This window comes from Flavobacterium alvei, from assembly GCF_002920895.1.
GTDB lineage: Bacteria > Bacteroidota > Bacteroidia > Flavobacteriales > Flavobacteriaceae > Flavobacterium > Flavobacterium alvei.
In genome coordinates this window covers 1-19,646 of record NZ_PQVG01000011.1, presented here as the reverse complement: position 1 = coordinate 19,646, position 19,646 = coordinate 1, and the positions used below count along the sequence as shown (strand labels likewise).

18 protein-coding genes and 1 tRNA gene are annotated in these 19,646 nt (G+C 34.2%); 5 read left to right on the top strand and 14 right to left on the bottom strand.

Features of this window, described 5'->3' with window-relative positions; all coding sequences use genetic code 11:
• Positions 1–27 precede the first annotated feature (27 nt).
• The 12 genes from C3L50_RS15310 to C3L50_RS15255 form a co-directional block, all read right to left on the bottom strand.
• On the bottom strand, positions 28–729 hold the full coding sequence (locus tag C3L50_RS15310; protein WP_243400399.1) for an alpha/beta hydrolase: 702 nt from the start codon (positions 727–729) through the stop codon (positions 28–30).
• Between the two features lie 111 nt (positions 730–840).
• Positions 841–1,644 carry a Cof-type HAD-IIB family hydrolase gene (locus tag C3L50_RS15305; protein ID WP_103807061.1) on the bottom strand — a complete coding sequence of 268 codons (804 nt, stop codon included), beginning with the start codon at positions 1,642–1,644 and terminating at the stop codon, positions 841–843.
• Between the two features lie 68 nt (positions 1,645–1,712).
• Positions 1,713–2,021, bottom strand: coding sequence for a type II toxin-antitoxin system RelE/ParE family toxin (locus C3L50_RS15300; protein ID WP_103807060.1), 309 nt, complete (start codon positions 2,019–2,021; stop codon positions 1,713–1,715).
• Positions 2,021–2,236, bottom strand: a complete 216-nt coding sequence (locus tag C3L50_RS15295) for an addiction module protein (protein WP_103807059.1) — start codon at positions 2,234–2,236, stop codon at positions 2,021–2,023. Before C3L50_RS15295 ends, C3L50_RS15300 begins: the two co-directional genes overlap by 1 nt.
• A 109-nt stretch (positions 2,237–2,345) precedes the next feature.
• Complete coding sequence (locus C3L50_RS15290) at positions 2,346–2,564, bottom strand: putative signal transducing protein (protein ID WP_103807058.1); 219 nt, start codon at positions 2,562–2,564, stop codon at positions 2,346–2,348.
• Positions 2,565–2,616: 52 nt separating this feature from the next.
• The gene (locus C3L50_RS15285; protein ID WP_103807057.1) at positions 2,617–3,279 is read right to left on the bottom strand and encodes a DEAD/DEAH box helicase; all 663 of its coding nucleotides are present in this window, start codon (positions 3,277–3,279) and stop codon (positions 2,617–2,619) included.
• A 115-nt stretch (positions 3,280–3,394) separates the two neighbouring features.
• Entirely contained in the window at positions 3,395–4,558 is a 1,164-nt protein-coding gene (locus C3L50_RS15280; RefSeq protein WP_103807056.1) for a sigma-54-dependent transcriptional regulator, read from the bottom strand.
• A 114-nt stretch (positions 4,559–4,672) separates the two neighbouring features.
• A complete protein-coding gene (locus tag C3L50_RS15275; protein ID WP_103807055.1) occupies positions 4,673–5,989 on the bottom strand; it encodes an ABC transporter permease in 1,317 nt (438 codons plus the stop codon).
• Positions 5,990–6,019: 30 nt separating this feature from the next.
• Positions 6,020–6,952, bottom strand: coding sequence for an ABC transporter ATP-binding protein (locus C3L50_RS15270; protein ID WP_103807054.1), 933 nt, complete (start codon positions 6,950–6,952; stop codon positions 6,020–6,022).
• A gap of 143 nt (positions 6,953–7,095) precedes the next feature.
• Positions 7,096–8,208 (bottom strand): molecular chaperone DnaJ, encoded by a 1,113-nt coding sequence (dnaJ, locus tag C3L50_RS15265; RefSeq protein ID WP_103807053.1) that lies wholly within the window; start codon positions 8,206–8,208, stop codon positions 7,096–7,098.
• Positions 8,209–8,283: 75 nt separating this feature from the next.
• Positions 8,284–8,883 (bottom strand): nucleotide exchange factor GrpE, encoded by a 600-nt coding sequence (locus tag C3L50_RS15260; RefSeq protein WP_103807052.1) that lies wholly within the window; start codon positions 8,881–8,883, stop codon positions 8,284–8,286.
• A gap of 316 nt (positions 8,884–9,199) precedes the next feature.
• Positions 9,200–9,652 (bottom strand): DUF4442 domain-containing protein, encoded by a 453-nt coding sequence (locus C3L50_RS15255; RefSeq protein ID WP_103807051.1) that lies wholly within the window; start codon positions 9,650–9,652, stop codon positions 9,200–9,202.
• Between the two features lie 234 nt (positions 9,653–9,886).
• Between C3L50_RS15255 and C3L50_RS15250 the strand changes: the two genes are divergently transcribed.
• The 4 genes from C3L50_RS15250 to C3L50_RS15235 all read left to right on the top strand — a co-directional run bounded on the left by C3L50_RS15250 (position 9,887) and on the right by C3L50_RS15235 (position 13,203).
• The gene (locus C3L50_RS15250; RefSeq protein ID WP_103807050.1) at positions 9,887–10,342 is read left to right on the top strand and encodes a DUF4870 domain-containing protein; all 456 of its coding nucleotides are present in this window, start codon (positions 9,887–9,889) and stop codon (positions 10,340–10,342) included.
• A 61-nt stretch (positions 10,343–10,403) separates the two neighbouring features.
• Entirely contained in the window at positions 10,404–10,736 is a 333-nt protein-coding gene (locus C3L50_RS15245; protein WP_103807049.1) for a PadR family transcriptional regulator, read from the top strand.
• 2 nt (positions 10,737–10,738) lie between these two features.
• Entirely contained in the window at positions 10,739–12,463 is a 1,725-nt protein-coding gene (locus C3L50_RS15240; protein WP_103807048.1) for a PspC domain-containing protein, read from the top strand.
• Between the two features lie 2 nt (positions 12,464–12,465).
• Positions 12,466–13,203 (top strand): head GIN domain-containing protein, encoded by a 738-nt coding sequence (locus tag C3L50_RS15235; protein ID WP_103807047.1) that lies wholly within the window; start codon positions 12,466–12,468, stop codon positions 13,201–13,203.
• Between the two features lie 228 nt (positions 13,204–13,431).
• Here C3L50_RS15235 and trxB read toward each other — a convergent pair whose 3' ends face one another.
• Complete coding sequence (gene trxB / locus C3L50_RS15230; RefSeq protein ID WP_103807046.1) at positions 13,432–14,379, bottom strand: thioredoxin-disulfide reductase; 948 nt, start codon at positions 14,377–14,379, stop codon at positions 13,432–13,434.
• Between the two features lie 125 nt (positions 14,380–14,504).
• Positions 14,505–14,582: transfer RNA gene (locus C3L50_RS15225), tRNA-Pro, on the bottom strand.
• 509 nt (positions 14,583–15,091) lie between these two features.
• Between C3L50_RS15225 and C3L50_RS15220 the strand changes: the two genes are divergently transcribed.
• Positions 15,092–19,582 (top strand): LamG domain-containing protein, encoded by a 4,491-nt coding sequence (locus C3L50_RS15220; RefSeq protein WP_103807045.1) that lies wholly within the window; start codon positions 15,092–15,094, stop codon positions 19,580–19,582.
• Positions 19,583–19,646 lie beyond the last annotated feature (64 nt).

Sequence of the window (19,646 nt, the reverse complement as noted above, 5' to 3'; positions counted from 1 at the left end):
AATGTAGAATTAATTTCAAAAAATTAATTACTCTAAAATCCTTTTCAATTCGTCTTGAAAATCAGAATTTTCATTTATGCCTAAATGGTCTTGATTGTCCAAAATAAAAACTTTATCAGTCGGCTTCAGAAGTTTTTGCAATCGAATGGAATTTTCACAAGAAATCACCTGATCTTTGTTTCCGTGAAAAATATAAATGGGGGATTTTACTTTTGCAATGTATTTGTCGGTTTCAAATTTAAACTTCTTCAAAAAATCTGGAACAAAAGGAACTCTGCCGCTTGAAAATTCAATAAAATTATAATAAGGAGCTTGTAGAATTAGTTTTTCAGGTTTTTCAACTGATGCTAAATAGGTTGCCAATCCAGTTCCGATGGAATATCCAATTATCACGACTTTATTCCTGTCATATTTCGTTATCAGCTTGTTATACGCAAAAGTTAAATCCTTGAAAACTTGGTCTTGGCTCTCGATTTCTCCTTCACTTTTCCCAAAACCTCTATAATCCAAAATAAAAATATCGTATCCTAAATCGGTATAATTCTCGGCGATACTTCCCCAAGTGTCGAGCGAACCTGCATTTCCGTGAAGATAAAACACTAATCCTTTTGGGTTTGGCGTTTTGAACAATAGTCCATTTAATTTTTTGTTATCAAATGAAGAAATATTCAATTCTTCGAAATCTTGCTTAAATTCAAACTTATAATCATTTGGCAATTTATTTGCCATAAAAATCAGTTCTCCCTGATTACAATAAACATAACCAACGTAAAGCAAATAAATCCCTCCGAAAAGAGTTAAAAGCGATAGAATTATAAACCGGACAGTTTGCATAATTTTTTAACCCAAAATAAATCTCCTCACCACTTCGGCAACTCCGTGGTCATTGTTGGAAGCCACGACAACATCACCAAATTCTCTTAATTCATCATCGACATTGTCAACCCAAACGCCCAATCCGGCATATTGCACCATAGTCAAATCGTTTCCAGCATTTCCTATGGCGATGATTTCACTTTGATGAATATTGAGTTTCTCGGCCAAAATTTGGATGGCAGCTCCTTTGTCAACGCCATTCGGTGCGGCTTCCAGAAAGAACGGTTTTGACATACAAACACTTAAATCGGGCATCGCTGTTTTAAGTAATGGCTCAACTGTTTTCAGATAACTGGGTTCTTCAAGCAACAAACATTTTACCGCAGAGGTGGTCACAAAATCTTTAAAACTTGGCACAATTATATGTTCTAAACCCGTAATGGTACTTTCGACATCAATATATTCTGAACTCGTTTCACTAATTATTTTTCCGTCTAAATACGTGATGATGTGTGTATTATTTTCTTGACTAAAATCGTAAATAGAATGAATTTGCTCTTTGGTCAAAGAGTGTTCAAAAAGAATTTTGTCTTCTTTTAAATCAGTGATAGTAGAACCGTTATAGGAAATCATATAGGAATTATTGACATCGCATTGCAATTCTTTGGCATATTCAATCATCGCCGATGTGGGTCTGCCCGAAGCCAAAATCACATAAACTCCCAATTCCTGTGCCTTGAGAAGCATTTCTTTATTTTCGTTTGATATTTCGTGATCGTCGGTCAACAAAGTGTCGTCCATATCTACCACTAGCATTTTGTATTTCATTTCTTGATTTTCTAAATTTACTTCAACACTATTTCAGCAAAAAACCGCTCTTTTGAAGCGGTCGTTTTCTATTCTTTTAATCGTTTTTTAATTCTGTCAAAACTTTGCTTTTGGGCTAAAACTCCCACTACAACAACTATTTTCAATTCTTCTTCAATTAAATAATAAATGGTATAAGGAAATCGCCCCACTATTGCTTGTCTTAATTCTTTGTACCTTTTTTGGTAATGCTTTGGATATTGCTTAATATAATCCAATTCTTCGTTTACTTTTAACTTAAAATCTTCGCCTAATGCTGCATTTATTTCTAAATACCATTTTTTTGCTTTTCTTAAATCTTGATAAACAATTGGCAATAATTTTAATTTGTATTTCATTACCAATCCTTCCTTATGTCATCCCAATCCAACAAATCTTGAGGATTTTCTTTATAAGATTCTAATCGGTTGTCCAACTCCTCTTTATGTTCCGAAGGCACACCAATTTTATTCAACTTTTCTTTTTTCAAAACCTTTTCCAGTTTCTCAAAAGTAGCCTCTTCTACCTTGAAAATCTCCTCAATAAAACTATATTTTCTAGCCGATAAATCCATAATACCGCTTTTTTTATTATACAAATATACGAATTCCCATTAATACTTTTGTTTTTATTATATGGAACAAGAATTGAACAAATACCACTTAAACCTTTATAATTCCGATTTATATACTCATCCTAAACTCCTCAATAACAGGATTCGCCTTTGCAAAATCGGTTTCTTGAATGAATAATTCAACGGCTTGATCGCTTGTCCCAAAACCTGCCATTTTAGCCGATTGGATGTTGTTTTTCAATACGGTATCGACTCCCACTTCTTCTATTTTTTCTTGCAAAGCCAAAGCCAAAATTTCGCTTCCCGAAAACACTTTCATTAATCCCATATTATTGTTTATTGTTTGTTGTTGATAGTTTATTGTTACTCATAAACAGTAATTATTCTTCTTCTGAATCGATTTCTTCGTCTTCAAAATCCTCATCGTCATATTCTTCGAAATCAAATTCAAAAGGTTCTATTAACATTTTGTATGCCAGAATTTCTATTCTTTCTGTGAGAGCATCTGTAAAAACAATGCGTTGTGTTTTGGCAATACCATCCGAAATACGCATAATTTTAGTTTCGTGGCGTAATTTCAAAATAGCATCGGCATCATCAACGATAAACATTTTTAGTCTATTTACGTTATATCCAGCTCCACTAAACATATCACTCAATTTTTTGGGTGTTCCTACCAAAATATCTACTCCTGTTGAAATGTAGTTTTTATCATAATCAGTATCTCCTTTGTCGTGAATTCCGTATATTTCAAGATTAGTCCCTTTGGCATATTTGTTAAACAAATCGACCATTTCAAGCACCTTTTCTTTAGTTTCTACAAATACCAAAGCGCGTGGCGATTCTTCAATTTGACCAACCAATTTCTGAATGACATTGATTACGATTGTCGTAGTTTTTCCGCTTCCTTTTGGAGCAATAACAATACAATCGGCACCACTTTTTAGGGTCGAAAAAGTTTCTGATTGCATTTCATTGGCCTCGGTTAAACCATTAGCAATTAGATTGTCTTGCAGAATTTTGTTTATTTTTTTTAGTTTCATTTTATTGTTTTTTACACAAAGATTCTCAAAGTAAAAAAGAAGATTCACGAAGGTTTAAATTAAAAAAACTTTGTGCTTCTTTGCGCCAACTTTGTGAATCTTTGTGAAATAGTATTTATTTTGATGCGAACAATTGTACATCCGTTTCCGAAATTTCGTTTCCGCCCAATATTATCAAGCGTTCCACTACATTTCGCAATTCTCGGATATTTCCTGTCCAATCGTATTCTTGCAATAATTTGACAGCTGCTGCTGAAAAATGCTTCACTGCATTTCCTTGTTCAGAAGCGATTTTTTCGGTGAAATGGGAAATCAATAACGGAATGTCATCTCGCCTATCATTTAACGATGGAACACTAATTAAAATCACTGCCAATCGATGGTACAAATCCTCACGGAAACGACCTTCAGCAATTTCTTTTTTCAAATCTTTATTCGTTGCAGCAATGACACGAACATCGACTTTGATGTCTTTGTCGGCTCCTACTCTGGTAATCATATTCTCTTGTAAAGCGCGTAATACTTTGGCTTGAGCTGAAAGACTCATGTCGCCAATTTCATCCAAAAAAATAGTTCCTTTGTCGGCTGCTTCAAATTTCCCTGCTCTATCTTTGACTGCTGATGTAAAAGCGCCTTTGACGTGACCAAACAATTCGCTTTCTATTAATTCGCTAGGAATTGCGGCACAATTGACTTCAATTAAAGGAAAACTGGCTCTTTGGCTTTTCTCGTGCAATTGATGGGCAACGAGTTCTTTTCCAGTCCCATTTGGTCCAGTAACTAAAACTCTAGCTTCGGTTTCTGCTACTTTTTCAATCATCAATTTGATGCGATTGATGGGTTCGCTTTCGCCGATCATTTCGTAGTTCTTGCTGACTTTTTTCTTCAGGATTTTATTCTCAACCACGAGTTGTTTTCTGTCTAAAGCATTTCGAACCGTGTTCAATAATCGGTTTAAATCGGGCGGTTTTGAAATATAATCAAAAGCGCCCAAACGCATCGTTTGAATAGCCGTTTCCATATCGCCGTGACCAGAAATCATCACCATCGGAATTTCGGGTTTTATTTTTTTAACCGCTTCCAAAACCTCAACGCCATCCATTTTGGGCATTTTGATGTCGCACAAAACGAGATCGTAGTCGTTGTTTTTTATTTTTTCCAAGCCTTGGATTCCATCTTCAGCATCTTCTACACTATAAGTATCGCTTTCTTCCGAAAGTATTTTGGTTAATACTCTTCGGATAGCGGCTTCGTCTTCTATGATTAGTATTTTACTCATTTTTTTAAGGTTCTGAGATTCTTAGATGCTAAGGTTCTAAGTTTAGTGTTTTCTTAAATCATCCGAAACTAAAAACTTAGTCTCTCAGAATCTTAGCAACTTAGGTACTCTAAATTAATATTTCAACCATTTATACATTTCTTTCCAAGTTGTTTTTTTACCGTACATTAAAATTCCTACTCGGTATATTTTTGCTGCAAACCAAACCACAAAAAAGAATGTTCCAAAAAGGATTGTTACTGAAATAGCGATTTGCCACCAAGGTACGCCAAACGGAATTCGCATCAACATTACGATGGGCGAAGTGAGCGGAATCATCGAAAATACAGTAGCGATTGTTCCGTGAGGATTATTGATTACGGTAAAAAAGCCAATATAAACTGCTAGAACCAAAGGCATAATAATGGGCAAAAGAAATTGTTGAGAGTCGGTTTCGCTATCTACCGCAGCGCCAATAGAAGCGTAAAAGGAACTGTACAAAAAGTAACCCCCAATGAAATAAATCACAAAACTAAACAGGATTGTAAAAATAGGTAAACCCCATAATTCCCGAACATACATTTGCGCCATTCCCCCAAATTCTTGGTGAACTTCTTTTATTACTGAAGGAGGTATTTTTGCTGTTGGACTAGCATCAATACCCAAAAAAGTCGAAGCAACAATCATTAATACAAATCCAAGAATGGCCCAAATAAAGAATTGCAGCAATCCTGCCAATGAAGTTCCTATTATTTTTCCCATCATCAATTGAAATGGTTTTACTGATGAGATAATAATTTCGACAATACGATTGGTTTTTTCTTCTATAACACTGCGCATCACCATATTACCATAAATAATAATAAACATCATAATAAGATATCCGAATGCACCTCCAATGGCTATTTTAATTTCATTAAGTCCTTTTACACTTTTTTCACCAGAAGCTTTGGCTAAATTAACCACTACTTTGGATTCAGCATTTTTTATGGCTAGAGTGTCTAAATGTGCCTTATTGAAATTTTCCTTAGTGAGTTTTCTTCCTATAATATCTTGAACATTTTCTATAAAAGACAAACTGGGACTTTCGTTGGAGATGAATTGAATTTTGTTTTCCAAATCCTTGTTATTAGACACTTTAGGAATATAAATCAAGCCTTCATAATTTTCTTTTGTGATGCTATCTTTTAGAAAATTGATATCGATTAAGGTTAAATCAGAATACCGATATTCGGTATCTTCTTTATTTAATGATAGAAATTCATTGGCAAACAAACCCGTTTCGTCGTGAATAGCTATTGGTTTAGTATCGGCCTTCATAGTACTTAAATATCCTACAAAAGCTGCTATACCTACAAAAAGCAAGGGGCTCAAAAAAGTCATTACTATGAATGATTTATTGCGCACTTTGGCAATGAATTCTCTTTTTATTATTAGCGATATAATACTCATTTCAAGATTTTTACTTTTAGAGTTATGATATTAAATTTTGGAATTTTCGGTAACAGACTGAATGAAAATATCAGCTACACTTGGAATTTTTTCCATAAAATGAGTTACTTGTCCTCTTTGAACCAAGACGTTTAGCAATTCATTTGGCGTGGCATTTCCAAGTTGGATTTCGAGTTTCAATTCGTTATTTAGGGATTTAAAATTGGTTTGTCCCACTTTGAATTTTTGGGTGATGTCATACATCAAACCTTCTACATTGTCTGATAGAATTCCAACTTCAAAACTATTAGTTCTAAACTGACGTTTTACATCGTCTAGTTTACCTTCAATTAATTTATTGGATTTGTGAATTAAAGCAATATGGTCGCACAATTCCTCCACGCTTTCCATTCGATGGGTCGAGAAAATGATAGTGGAACCATGTTTTTGCAATTCTAATATTTCATCTTTAATGACATTAGCATTTACGGGATCGAAACCTGAAAATGGCTCGTCAAAAATTAACAATTTGGGTTTGTGCAAAACACAGACTACAAACTGAACTTTTTGTGCCATTCCTTTTGAAAGTTCTTGAATTTTCTTGTTCCACCAACCTTGAATTCCTAATCTTTCGAACCAATATTCTAATTGTTCTTTGGCTTCGGCTTTCGAAAGTCCTTTCATTTGAGCTAAATACAAGCATTGCTCACCCACTTTCATCGTTTTATACAAACCACGTTCTTCGGGCAAATAGCCAATATTTTGAATGTGTTTTGGACTTAGTTTCTCGCCATCTAGTATAATTTCGCCACTATCAGGCATTGTAATTTGGTTAATAATCCGAATAAGTGATGTTTTACCAGCACCATTTGGTCCTAAAAGACCGTAAATACTTCCCTTGGGAACGGTTAAAGAAACTTCATTCAGGGCAACGAAATCGCCATATTTTTTAACAACTTTGTTTACTTCAAGTATAGTACTCATAAAGGTATTTTGATTATTTTAGCTATTTAACCCTTTGGCGTTGGGTGTGTAAAAGTAGAAAAATAGTGCTAATAAGGTGTTAAATAAAACAAAAAAACCCACCCTTGTCATACAAGGATGGGAAAAATTGACATAATTAAAAATTATGAAAACATATCTTTTACCTTTTCAAAAAAGGATTTATCACTTTTTTCAGGATTTGGAATAAAATTTTCATTTTCGAGATTGCTTTCAAAAAACTGTTTTTGTTCCTTATTGAGTGTTTTTGGCGTCCATACATTAACGTGAACTAACAAATCTCCTGAACCATAACCATTGATATTCGGGATTCCTTTTCCTTTCAATCGCAAGATTTTACCAGATTGAATGCCTTCGTCTAATTTTATTCTCACTTTTCCGTTTACAGCCGAAATATCTTTTGAAATTCCAAGAACTGCTTCTGAAAAACTGATATATAAATCAAAATGCAAATTCTCTCCTTCACGTTTTAGGAATTCGTGCTCAATTTCTTCGATTGCCACGATTAAATCTCCTGGAACGCTGTTTCCTGGTGCATCATTTCCTTTGTTTGAAACTTTTAGTTGCATGCCATCAACAACTCCAGCAGGAATTTTTATAGTAACCGTTTCGTCTTCAACAACCATTCCTTGAGAATCAGCTTCGGATGGTTTTTTGTCTAAAATTTGACCTGAACCACCACAAGTTGGGCAAGTAGATGCTGATTGCATTCTTCCCAAAATAGTGTTGGTCACACGCATTACTTGACCTTGACCGTTACAAGTAGAACAGGTTTTATAAGAAACTCCTTTTGCCTGAACTTTTCGTTTTACTTTTACTTTTTTCTCAACTCCGTTTGCAATTTCTTCAAGAGTTAGCTTTACTTTTATACGAAGGTTAGTTCCTTTTGCACGACGAACACCGCCTCCACCTCCGAAACCACCTCCGAAACCACCACCAAAAATATCTCCAAATTGACTGAAAATATCATCCATATTCATACTGCCGTGACCTCCGCCACCAAAACCTCCTGAGCCATCAAAAGCTTGATGACCATATTGATCGTATTTGGCTTTTTTCTGAGGATCACTCAATACTTCATAAGCTTCGGCAGCTGCTTTGAAACTTTCTTCGGCCGCAGCATTGCCTGGGTTTTTGTCAGGGTGAAATTCGAGTGCTTTTTTTCTATATGCCTTTTTAATTTCGGCAGCATCGGCATTTTTGGAAATGCCTAGTATTTCGTAAAAATCTTTTTTCATAATTAAAATAAGTTCCAAATTTTAAAAGTCTAAATACCAATTGCTTGGTCGATTTAGATTTATGATTTGATTTTTTTAGTTGCCAATTACTACTTTTGGAAAACGAATAATTTTGTCTCCCAATTTGTATCCTTTTTCGATTACATCTACAATTTTTCCTTTCAACTTAGGTGATGGCGCAGGAATTTGAGTGATAGCCTCAGCAAAATCAGCATCAAAAGCATCGCCAGCCTGAAGCTCTACTTGCTCTAATCCTTTAGAAACCAATGTGTTTTTTAATTTTTCTTGAATCAATTCAACACCTTGAATCAAAATATTATCGTCCGTTTTTTTGATTTCGGCCAATGCTCTATCAAAATCGTCTAAAACAGGTAACATTGCAAGTAATACATCTTGATTGGCAGTTTTAAACAACTCTATACGCTCTTTTGCTGTTCTGCGTTTGTAGTTTTCAAATTCAGCAAATAAGCGCAAGAATTTATCTTTTTCAGATGCTAAATCTTGTGACAATTGTTCTTCTTTGGATATTTCCTCTACTCTTTCTTCAATTGAAGCATCTAAAGCATCTGTATTATTTTCATTGTTTTCAATTGGAGTTTGATCAACAATTTCATCGTTTACCTTATTTTCAGTCGCCATTCTTGTATTGTTTTTAAATATATTCTTAAACTTCATTTTTTATTCTTTTCTGTTGATTGCAAAAGTACTGCCAAATCTTCTAAAATGTCAAATTGTCATTAATTAATTATTATATGATGAATGGCTCTATAATTATAGGCTGAAAATGATTCTTTTGATTGCCAAAAAATTTAATATAATTTTAAGACTATCACGATTTAGTTTCTTTAAATTTGTGAAGATTCTAAATAAAAACAAACACAAGGTTAGCTCTTTTTTGGGCTTTAAATTATTATTAATTCACTAGTTATTATAGTTAAAAAAAGCTTCGTCCTGCAGACGAAGCTTTTTTTTATGCAATCAAAAAACGAATTTATTTAGACTTTACACTCCACTCAAAATCCATTTCTGAGACTTGCTCTCCATTTTCGTTTGTTCCTATAGATTTCATCCAAAACGTTTTCCCTTCTCCAGATACTATTGCATCTTGAATACTTTTTTCTGCCAAATCTCCATCAAGACATTCAAAAGTGATTCTTCCGGTAGCTTTTTTAGTAAAGTTGCTTTTGTTATTGGCCACCAACATCGATATTTTTTTTCCACTATTTTGAACATGATTCATTACCAAAGCTCCTGTAGAAAGTTCTGCAGCCATAGCTTGTACAGCAAAATACATTGAATTAAAAGGATTTTGATTTATCCAACGGTGTTTTACAGTAACTACACACTTATTTGCTTCTATTTGCTTGACTCGAACTCCAGAAATGTATGCCGATGGCAACTTGAAAAACAGAAATTTATTAAGATTTGATACCGTGAATTTCATTTTATTTTTTTTAGTTCTTGTAAAAATAACAAAAATTGACTACACATTTAGGTTCTTACTTTATTTTATAAAAATCCGTATTAGCACCCGTATTTTAAGAAGTTAACCTTTAATTGATTTAATTTTTTCTAATCCCGATATGTTAATATTTTGTTAATATACACTACTATGTGATACAAGATACTGTCTTTTGGATATATATTTGCATTAGAAATTACTATATACTTTTACATTATGGAAACAACCAATAATAAAAACCTAGCAGCATTTACTCATTTGAGTACTTTGACCCAATATTGTATTCCTTTTGGAAATTACATTTTTCCGATATTAATTTGGAGTTCCAATAAAAGCAAATCTGAATTCATAGACTTCAATGGCAAACAAGTTCTTAACTTTCAACTGAGTATGTTTTTGTATTCTTTAATTCTTGCCGTCATTGCTATTCCAATTTTAATCATTACATTTTTCAACAATGTTCCTTTACACACCCTTATCGACGAAGAGGTGTTTATGAGAAATCATTTCAGCGTAGAAAACATTACAGGAATCGCAATTGTAGCCATTGTTGCCATTCTTTTGTTTGTAGGCTTGAAAGTCGCAGAGTTTTTCTTAATTATTTATGCTTCGGTCAAAGCATCGAATGGAGAAAAATTTGAGTATCCGCTCACAATACCCTTTCTAAAATAATCATCAATAATCAATCAAAAAATGAACAGTTCAATCCAATCAAAAAACAAAAAAGAGAGTTATGAACATTGAAAACACAAAAGCCCAAATGCGCAAAGGTGTTCTTGAGTTTTGCATCTTGTCAGTATTAAAAGACAAAGAAGCATATACCTCAGAAATATTAGATACTTTGAAAAACGCAAAATTACTGGTTGTGGAGGGAACGGTTTATCCGTTGCTTACCCGATTGAAAAACGACGGTTTACTTAGCTATCGTTGGGAAGAATCGTTGTCAGGTCCACCAAGAAAATATTATGGACTGACCGAAATTGGACACACCTTTTTAAACGAATTGAATGGCACCTGGACGGAATTATCAGATGCTGTAAACCTAATCACAACCAAAAAACAATAGCCATGAACAAAACTGTAAACATAAATCTAGGCGGAATGTTCTTCCATATTGATGAAGACGCATACCAAAAACTAACGCGATATTTTGATGCCATAAAACGTTCTTTATCGAATTCATCTGGTCAGGACGAAATCATAAAAGACATCGAAATGCGTGTTTCGGAATTATTGACCGAAAAACAAAAAACCGAAAAACACGTTGTAGGCCTTAAAGATGTTGACGAAGTTATTGCGGTAATGGGTCAGCCAGAAGATTATAGAATTGACGAAGAAGAAATTGGATATACTGCTACCTCTTTTTCATCTAATTCTTCAACAGGAGTTCGAAAACTGTATCGTGACAAAGATAACGGAATGGTGGGTGGTGTTCTTGCCGGTTTAGGCCACTATTTTGGAATCGACAAAGTTTGGTTGCGAGTAATTCTTCTAATATTGTTTTTTGCTTGGGGAATAGGATTAATGGCTTATATTATCCTTTGGATCGTTATGCCTGAAGCCAAAACAACTGCCGAAAAACTGGAAATGACTGGTGAGCCTGTAAATATTTCGAACATCGAAAAAAAAGTGCGTGAAGAATTTGAAAATGTTTCCGATAAATTCAAAAATGCCAATTATGATGAAATGGGAAACCGTGTAAAAACCGGAGCCGAAAAAATTGGAAGTTCCTTTGGAGATTTTATAATCGCCGTTCTAAGAGTTTTCTCAAAATTTTTAGGGGTGATATTGATAATTACAGGGCTTTTTATTTTAGCAGCTTTATTTATTGGAATTTTTGTTTTGGGTAGCACTTCATTTTTCCATTATCCTTGGTCAAATTTCATTGAAGCTGGCAACTTTACAGAATACCCCGTTTGGATATTTGGTGCAATTATGTTTTTGTCCGTTGGAATTCCATTCTTTTTCTTGTCATTATTAGGTTTCAAATTATTATCACCCAACTTGAAATCTATTGGAAATATTGCAAAATATACCTTGCTTGCCGTGTGGCTAATAGCAGTTTCATTAGCAATCGCCATTGGAATAAAACAAGCATCTGCGTTTGCAATTGATGGAAGAGTGGTGGCAAAAGAAAACATCAATCTGAAACCAACAGATACTCTTTTATTGAAATTCAAACACAATGATTATTTTGCCAAAAATCTTTATGACAATGATAATTTTAAAATTACTTTAGATTCAACTGGCAACAATATCTTGTATTCTAATAACGTAAGTTTCAAAATTGCGCAATCAGATACACAATCTGCCTACATCCAAATTGAAAAAGAAGCCAAAGGCGAAAACTTATTTGAAGCAAAACAAAGAGCGGAGAAAATAAAATACAATTATAAAGTCATTGGCAATCAAATAGTTTTTGACAACTATTTATTAACCGACGTAAAAGAAAAGTTCCGTGATCAAGAAATAGAAATAACTTTATTCTTACCTTTAGGCACTTTATTGAAAATGGACGAATCCATGAGGAATTACGACCAAACTGATGACGACTATTTTTTGTGGAATCCAGAAAATAAAAATGAAGTTTACAAAGTAGAAAGTGATAAAATAAAGTGTCAAAACTGCTTTAATGAGGGCGACGAAAATGTCACAATAGATACGAAACAAGAAGCTGATAGCGTTGTTACTACAACAGTAACTGTAAACGGAGAAGTTGTTAAAGTTAAAGAAACAACTACAAAAAAAGGGTTGTCTGTTGATAAAGACGGTGTAATAGTTAAAAACAAATAGTCATGATTAAAATTATCACAATAATTACAAAATTTATAATTGCCGCTTTAATGGCCTTATTATTTTCGTCCTGCAATCCCTCCTTTAATTTGGGGAATGGAATAAAAGGAAGTGGTAATTTAACCACCGAAACAAGAGTAGCTGACCAAGATTTCAAAAGTATTGAAGTAAGTAGCGGTATTAAAGTTTTTGTGGAGCAAGCCGACATCAAATCGATTACGGTTGAAACTGATGATAACTTGCAAGAACACATTATCACCAAAATTGAAAATGGAGTTTTGAAAATTGAAGCCAACAAAGGATACAATTCAACAATACCAATGGTTCGAGTAAAAATGCCCATTATCAATGGATTAAGTGCTAGTAGCGGTTCAAAAATAAATAGTTCTTATACCCTAACATCCAACAATATAAAAGCAAATTCAAGCAGTGGAAGCCTCATAAATATTGATATTGAAGCTGACGCAATCACACTAGAAAGCTCCAGCGGAAGCGAGATTGAGGCTCGAGGCAAAGCATTAAAACTAGAAACGAATTCCTCAAGCGGAAGTCATATTAATGCAAAAGCTCTTATGGCAAACGAAGTCTTTTCGCAATCCTCAAGCGGAAGTAGCACCTCGGTCTATCCTATTCTCAAACTAGACGCAAAGGTATCTAGCGGGAGTTCTATTGATTACTATAAAGTTCCAAAAACGCTTTCAAAAGACATCTCTTCTGGCGGAAGCATTGACGAAAAATAAATCCTTTTTACCTAAAAATCATCCATCAAAAATGGGTGATTTTTTTTGTTTAATAGTCAAAAAAGTTGGTAAAAATACTGTAAGACACTATAAAATATAATGTTCCCGAAAGTTTATTAAAATTCGTTTGACAACAATTTAGTTCCAAAAAAAATACCCCCAAATAGTCTTAAACTTTTTGGAGGTAATTCAATTTTTTAGCACCATTCAATTAAACATCGCGTTAAATTATTCTAAAGTTGCCAAATATCTTTCGGCATCCAAAGCAGCCATACATCCTGTTCCCGCAGCAGTAATTGCTTGACGATATACGTGATCGGCAGCATCCCCGGCAACAAAAACTCCCGCAACATTCGTTTTTGATGTTCCTGGAATGTTAACGATATAACCTGTTTCATCGAGCGTTAGATAGTTTGCAAAAATATCAGTATTGGGTTTGTGACCAATGGCAGCAAAGAACCCTGTAGCAGGAATATCAAAAATATCACCCGTAGTTTTATTTTTTGCTTTTACACCAGTTACCACTTGACCATCTCCCAAAATTTCGACAGTATCATGGTTCATTAAAATAGAAATATTTTCGGTTTTGCGAACACGTTCTTCCATAATTTTTGAAGCTCTAAATTTATCACTTCTCACCAACATAGTCACTTTCGAACACAATTTTGACAAATAATGAGCTTCTTCGCAAGCAGAATCACCTGCTCCAACAATAACTACTTCTTGATTTCTATAGAAAAAGCCATCACAAACTGCACAAGCCGAAACACCACCACCCATTTTTAGATAATGTTGCTCGGATTCTAAACCTAAATATTTAGCAGAAGCTCCTGTTGAAATAATTACGGTTTGACAATGTAATTCGATTGTATCGTTGATCCAAACTTTATGAATACCATCACTAAAATCAACTTTTGTGGCCCAACCATCACGAATATCAGCACCAAAACGTTGTGCTTGTGCTTGCAATTGAATCATCATTTCAGGACCAGTTACTCCATCAACATAACCTGGAAAATTTTCCACTTCGTTAGTTGTAGTCAATTGTCCTCCGGGTTGCATTCCTTGGTACAAAACTGGATTCATATTGGCTCTTGCAGCATAAATAGCTGCTGTATAACCCGCTGGGCCAGAACCTATAATAAGGCATTTAATTTTTTCGATAGTATCAGACATAATTAGGATTGATTTTTTTAACGACACAAAAATAAGTTATAAAAGCTAGATTATGGAAATAGAATAATCATTTTTTGCTATTCAACAATAAAAAAATCCCTTCTGAAAGTCAGAAAGGATTTAAGTGGTCGGGGTGGCAGGATTCGAACCTGCGGCCTCCTGCTCCCAAAGCAGGCGCGATAACCGAGCTACGCTACACCCCGAAAGCGGTGGCAAATATATAACTATTTTTGGCTTCTGCAAAACAATTTCCAAAATAAGAAATAAATTTTATTTGGGTTAAAAGCGTATGTAATTATAAAGCTAAAACTTTTGAAATACAAACGTTTTTTTGAGTGATTCTAATCAAAATGATATAAGATTATACAACTTACAGACTTAACTATACTCTCTAAAATACATTAAAAATAAACGAATATGATCTGCCTCAAATTATAGGATGCTAATTGATAAAAATAAATAGAAAATTTCATGTTTGATATCTGTATGAAAAGATCATTCAATAATTTAATCATCTCTCAAATTAAAATAATGTTTTTCTTATGTAACAAATACAAACAAGCATTTCATCGATAAAATTTGTTTTTTTATCGAAAAATAATTGATTTATCACTAAATTTATATGTGTTTTTAAATGAGTCTATCTAACTGTAATCATAGACTTTAAAAAAAACAGAACGAAAATAATTCATTCCTTTTTGCATTAAAGGTCATGAAAAAAAGTTTAAATAACATAATAATTTATTTTATACAAAACACCTACTTATTGTTCCTGTTACTATTTCCTATTGCTCCAATTAATGCGCAAACTTTGACATCTCCTCAAGTAAATTTTTCGCAAAGAACTTCGGCTAGCTCACCTTCACAAACTATTTATAATATCAAGGGAGATTTCACCATGTTAGGCAACACAAACCTCACCCTTCAAAATTATACAACCACTACAGACAATCAAAGTAACATTATGAAATATGTAGATATTGATGGTGATGCTAACACTTTAAATTCATCAATGGCAACACTTGAACTTTCTAATTCTGGAGAAAATAGCGCTGAACAAAATTGCTCTACTGTCATTTTTGCTGGGCTTTATTGGACAGGAAAATCAGATGATGCTAACGAGACATTTACCATTAACAATACAAATGCTTACCATAACTCTCAAATAAATAATACCAGTTATATTATGACAGTAACTAGAGGAGGTAGTTCAAATAATTACTATCCTATTTATACTTTCACTGCTAATGGAAACTCTTATGTTTTTAGTTTCACCAATGCTGCTGTTTCTGGTACTTCTACAGTAACACTGAAGTTAAATGGAGTTGATCAACCTTCAATTGACGTCACTTACGCCTCAGGAAAAGCAACATTTACTACACCTTTCACGTCAAATCCAGCATTCGGAACCTCATTTACAATTAATAGTTTAACCCGAAACACGAATAAAACTAGAACTGAAGCTCAATATCAAGTTGATAGTTATGCTACCTATGCTACTTCAAAAAATTTAGACAAAAAAGTAATTTCTATAAAAGGGCCTGGAGCAAGCACATATACCGCAATAACAGCAAAACCTAATGGGGCAATTTCTGATATCCGTTTTCCTGGAGCACTTAATAGTGGAATTTTTATTGGTTACCAAGAAATAACCGATTATGTAAAAACCTATGGCCCTGGAGCATACACTGTTGCCGATATTGCTTTAACCGAAGGAACAAATTCTAATCCTGGTTTATCTGGTGGTTGGATAATGGTCGTTATTTATCAAAATCCAATAATGAAAAGCCGTGCTGTGACTCTCTTTGATGGATATGCTTATGTTAACGGACAACTTGCAGGCGGTGGCGAATATGGAAATATTCCTATCTCAGGATTCACCACTGCAGGCTCTGGTGATGTAAATATGAAACTTGGGGTAATGGCAGCTGAAGGTGATATTGGATTAACAGGAGATTATCTTGCAGTGCAAAAACTAACCGCCGATCCTAACAAAGCCTATAATAGTACTAATTATTTGACATTAAACCATTCAGGAAATTTGACTACTAATTTCTTCAATTCTTCTTTATTCCCTCTTCCAACAGGTGCTAATAGTAATCCCAACTTGCAAAATAATACAGGTATTGATTGCAGTATGTTTACCGTACCTAACGCCTCGAATTTAGTCATAGGCAACAATCAAACAGCTACTACTTTTAGATTTGGATCAACTTCTGACGTATTTACCATATTTGGATTTGCGATGTCAGTAGATGCTTATATTCCTGAACCAAACGGATTAATAAGCGTAAATTCAATAAACAATGTTACAAATCCTACTGTATTAAACGCTTTGCCGGGCCAAACGATTAATTATTCCCTAAACCTTACAAATGAAGGAACCGAAGCCACTAATAACACTCTAATTACTATTCCTATTCCTCCAACTGCCATTTTTAATGTAGGTGGAATTATTTCATATCATACTTACAATGGTTTTTCAACTGGCAACGTTCCTTATTATGATTCAGGAACAAATAAAATAATTTGGAATTTAGGCACATTACCTATAACCGCTGGTCATCCTGAATATATTTATGCCGACTTAAGCTTTGATCTTAATGTTACCGATAATTGTAGTATTATTTTAAACGAAGGCTGTACTCCAGAAGTTACTCTAGAAACAGGAACAATAACAGGTTCTGGTGCTGTATCAGGTTCTTCCTTTACTAAATATTTTTTTCAAGGATATGACAATACTTCATGCCATTTGCCAATAGACGGATCTATTGTAGTAGCCATTGATTCCAGCACTTGTTTGTCAACAATGGCAGGGGACGATTTATCTCCTTTATGCGGTTTAGAATCTGTACAATTAGCAGCTACGGCTGGAACAACAGGAATCTGGTCAATTGTTAGTGGTCCTTCTGGTGGTGGAGAAATATTTTCTGATTCAACAAATCCTTTTTCGGAATTTTACAGTCCCAATACTGGCATTTATACACTCAGATGGACAATTCCTGCTAATGGAAGTTGTCCTGAAATTAGCGATGATGTTCAAATTAGCATTGGTCTCTGCAATTCATTGGATTTTGATGGGATTGATGATCATGTGAATTTTAATACTAATTTCAATTTAGACAGCGGCTCTTTTAGCATTGAAACTTGGATTAAACCAGGTGTTGCAAACGCAACTATTCAAACTATTTTTTCTAAACGAAATTCTATTGCTTTAAGCGATGGTTATGATTTAAGATTAGTCAATAATATAATTTCGTTTCATTGGAACAATGGAAATTCAATCACATCTGATTTTCCTATTTCTACAGAAAGATGGTATCATATTGTGGTTACATTTGACGGAACATCTTATAGACTTTATATAGATGGAATAAGTGTTCAAGACGCTGTTACAGGTACAAATCCAACTTCAAATGTTGGTGCCAAATGTATTTTAGGCGCAATGATTCAAAGCACTGCCTATCCTTATCTTCCAACAAATTATTTTAACGGTTGGATGCAAGAATTACGTATTTGGAATATAGCTTTGACTGAGGATCAAGCGCATCAAATGATGAACCAAAAAATTGAAAATAACTCTGACAATGTTTATGGCTCAATAGTTCCGTTAATTGTTCCGGGATTGACTTGGACAAATTTATCTGCTTATTATCAAATGGCACAACCTAGCGATATAGTTAATGGCTATTTAATTGACAAAACAAATAACGCAAACAATGGAAGGTTAATAGGAATTATTACAACACAACCCGAAACAGCTCCATTGCCATATACCTCTGATAAAAATCAAGATTGGTCACAAGATAATACTTGGACCAATTATCCAGTATGGGATGTTCCAAATAGTATTGGCATTGACAACTTGACTAGAATAGATTGGAATATTGTAGAAACCTCAAATAACATTACCTCAAATACTAATAAAACTGTTTTAGGATTATTAGTAATCGACAATACGCTTAGCGCAATAAATGACACTAAAATCGAAGTTTCTCACTATCTCAAATTAGACGGAAAACTAGATTTAGTTGGAAAATCACAATTGGTTCAAACCGATGGAAGTATTTTAGATGCAAACAGTTCTGGATCATTAGAAAGAGACCAACAAGGGCAAACTAATTTGTATAATTACAATTATTGGAGTTCACCAGTTAGCGCCATAAACACAGAAACAAATAACAAAGACTACTCTATAAATGAAGTCATGAAGGACGGAACCTATGCAATTCCAAAAGATATTGCATGGATAGGTGGATATGACGGATTGCCTTCAAACCCTATTAGTATAGCGAGATATTGGCTTTGTAAATTTGATAATTACGCAAATGAATACTACAATTGGGCTAAAATAGCCGAAACTGATTTAGTACAAGTTGGACTAGGTTATACAATGAAAGGAAGTGGTGCCGAGGGAACTATACAAAACTATACTTTTGTTGGAAAACCAAATAACGGAACCATAACCAAAACCGTTGGAGACGATCAACTACTGTTAACCGGAAATCCATATCCATCCGCAATAGATGCAACTGAGTTTATTACTGATAATTTAGCCTCAAATACAATTGATGGTACTTTATATTTTTGGGAACATTATCCTTCAAACGACACCCATATTTTACGTGAATATCAAGGCGGTTATGCCGAAAGAAATTTGACTGGTGGTTTGCCCCCTGTTGCACCATCGCTCATCAGCGGATTAGGCTCCAGCACTAGAGTTCCTGGACAATTCATTCCTGTGGGACAAGGTTTTTTTGTGAATGGCAAACCAGGTGCTGGCGGTACTTTAATCTACAAAAATAGTCAAAGAGGTTTCCACAAAGAAGACGAGATTGGAATTTCCAACCCTATGTTTAAAACTAAAGCAAATACTAAAACAGCCCATAATGCCAACGACCCAATTGCGATTGATACTTTGGCTAAAATTCGAATCGGATTCAATTTTAACAACTACCACCGCCAAGTTTTGTTAGGATTTATGAACGAAAAAGCAACAAGTGGTATCGACTATGGGTACGATGCCATTACTATTGATGACTACCCAAACGATATGTACTTTTTGAATGGTGAAAATCAATTAGTCATTCAAGGTGACGGCTTTTTTGATCCAAATGCTAGCTTTCCTATTGGCGTTAAAACCACTGTGCTTGTTGCACAACACAACAAATATATCAAAAAAAACTTGCAAAAAAGCAAATAAAATAGTATTTTTAGCTATGCAAGGAAGAAAAGAACTCACGCCAAAAATGCTCTATCAAGTTTAT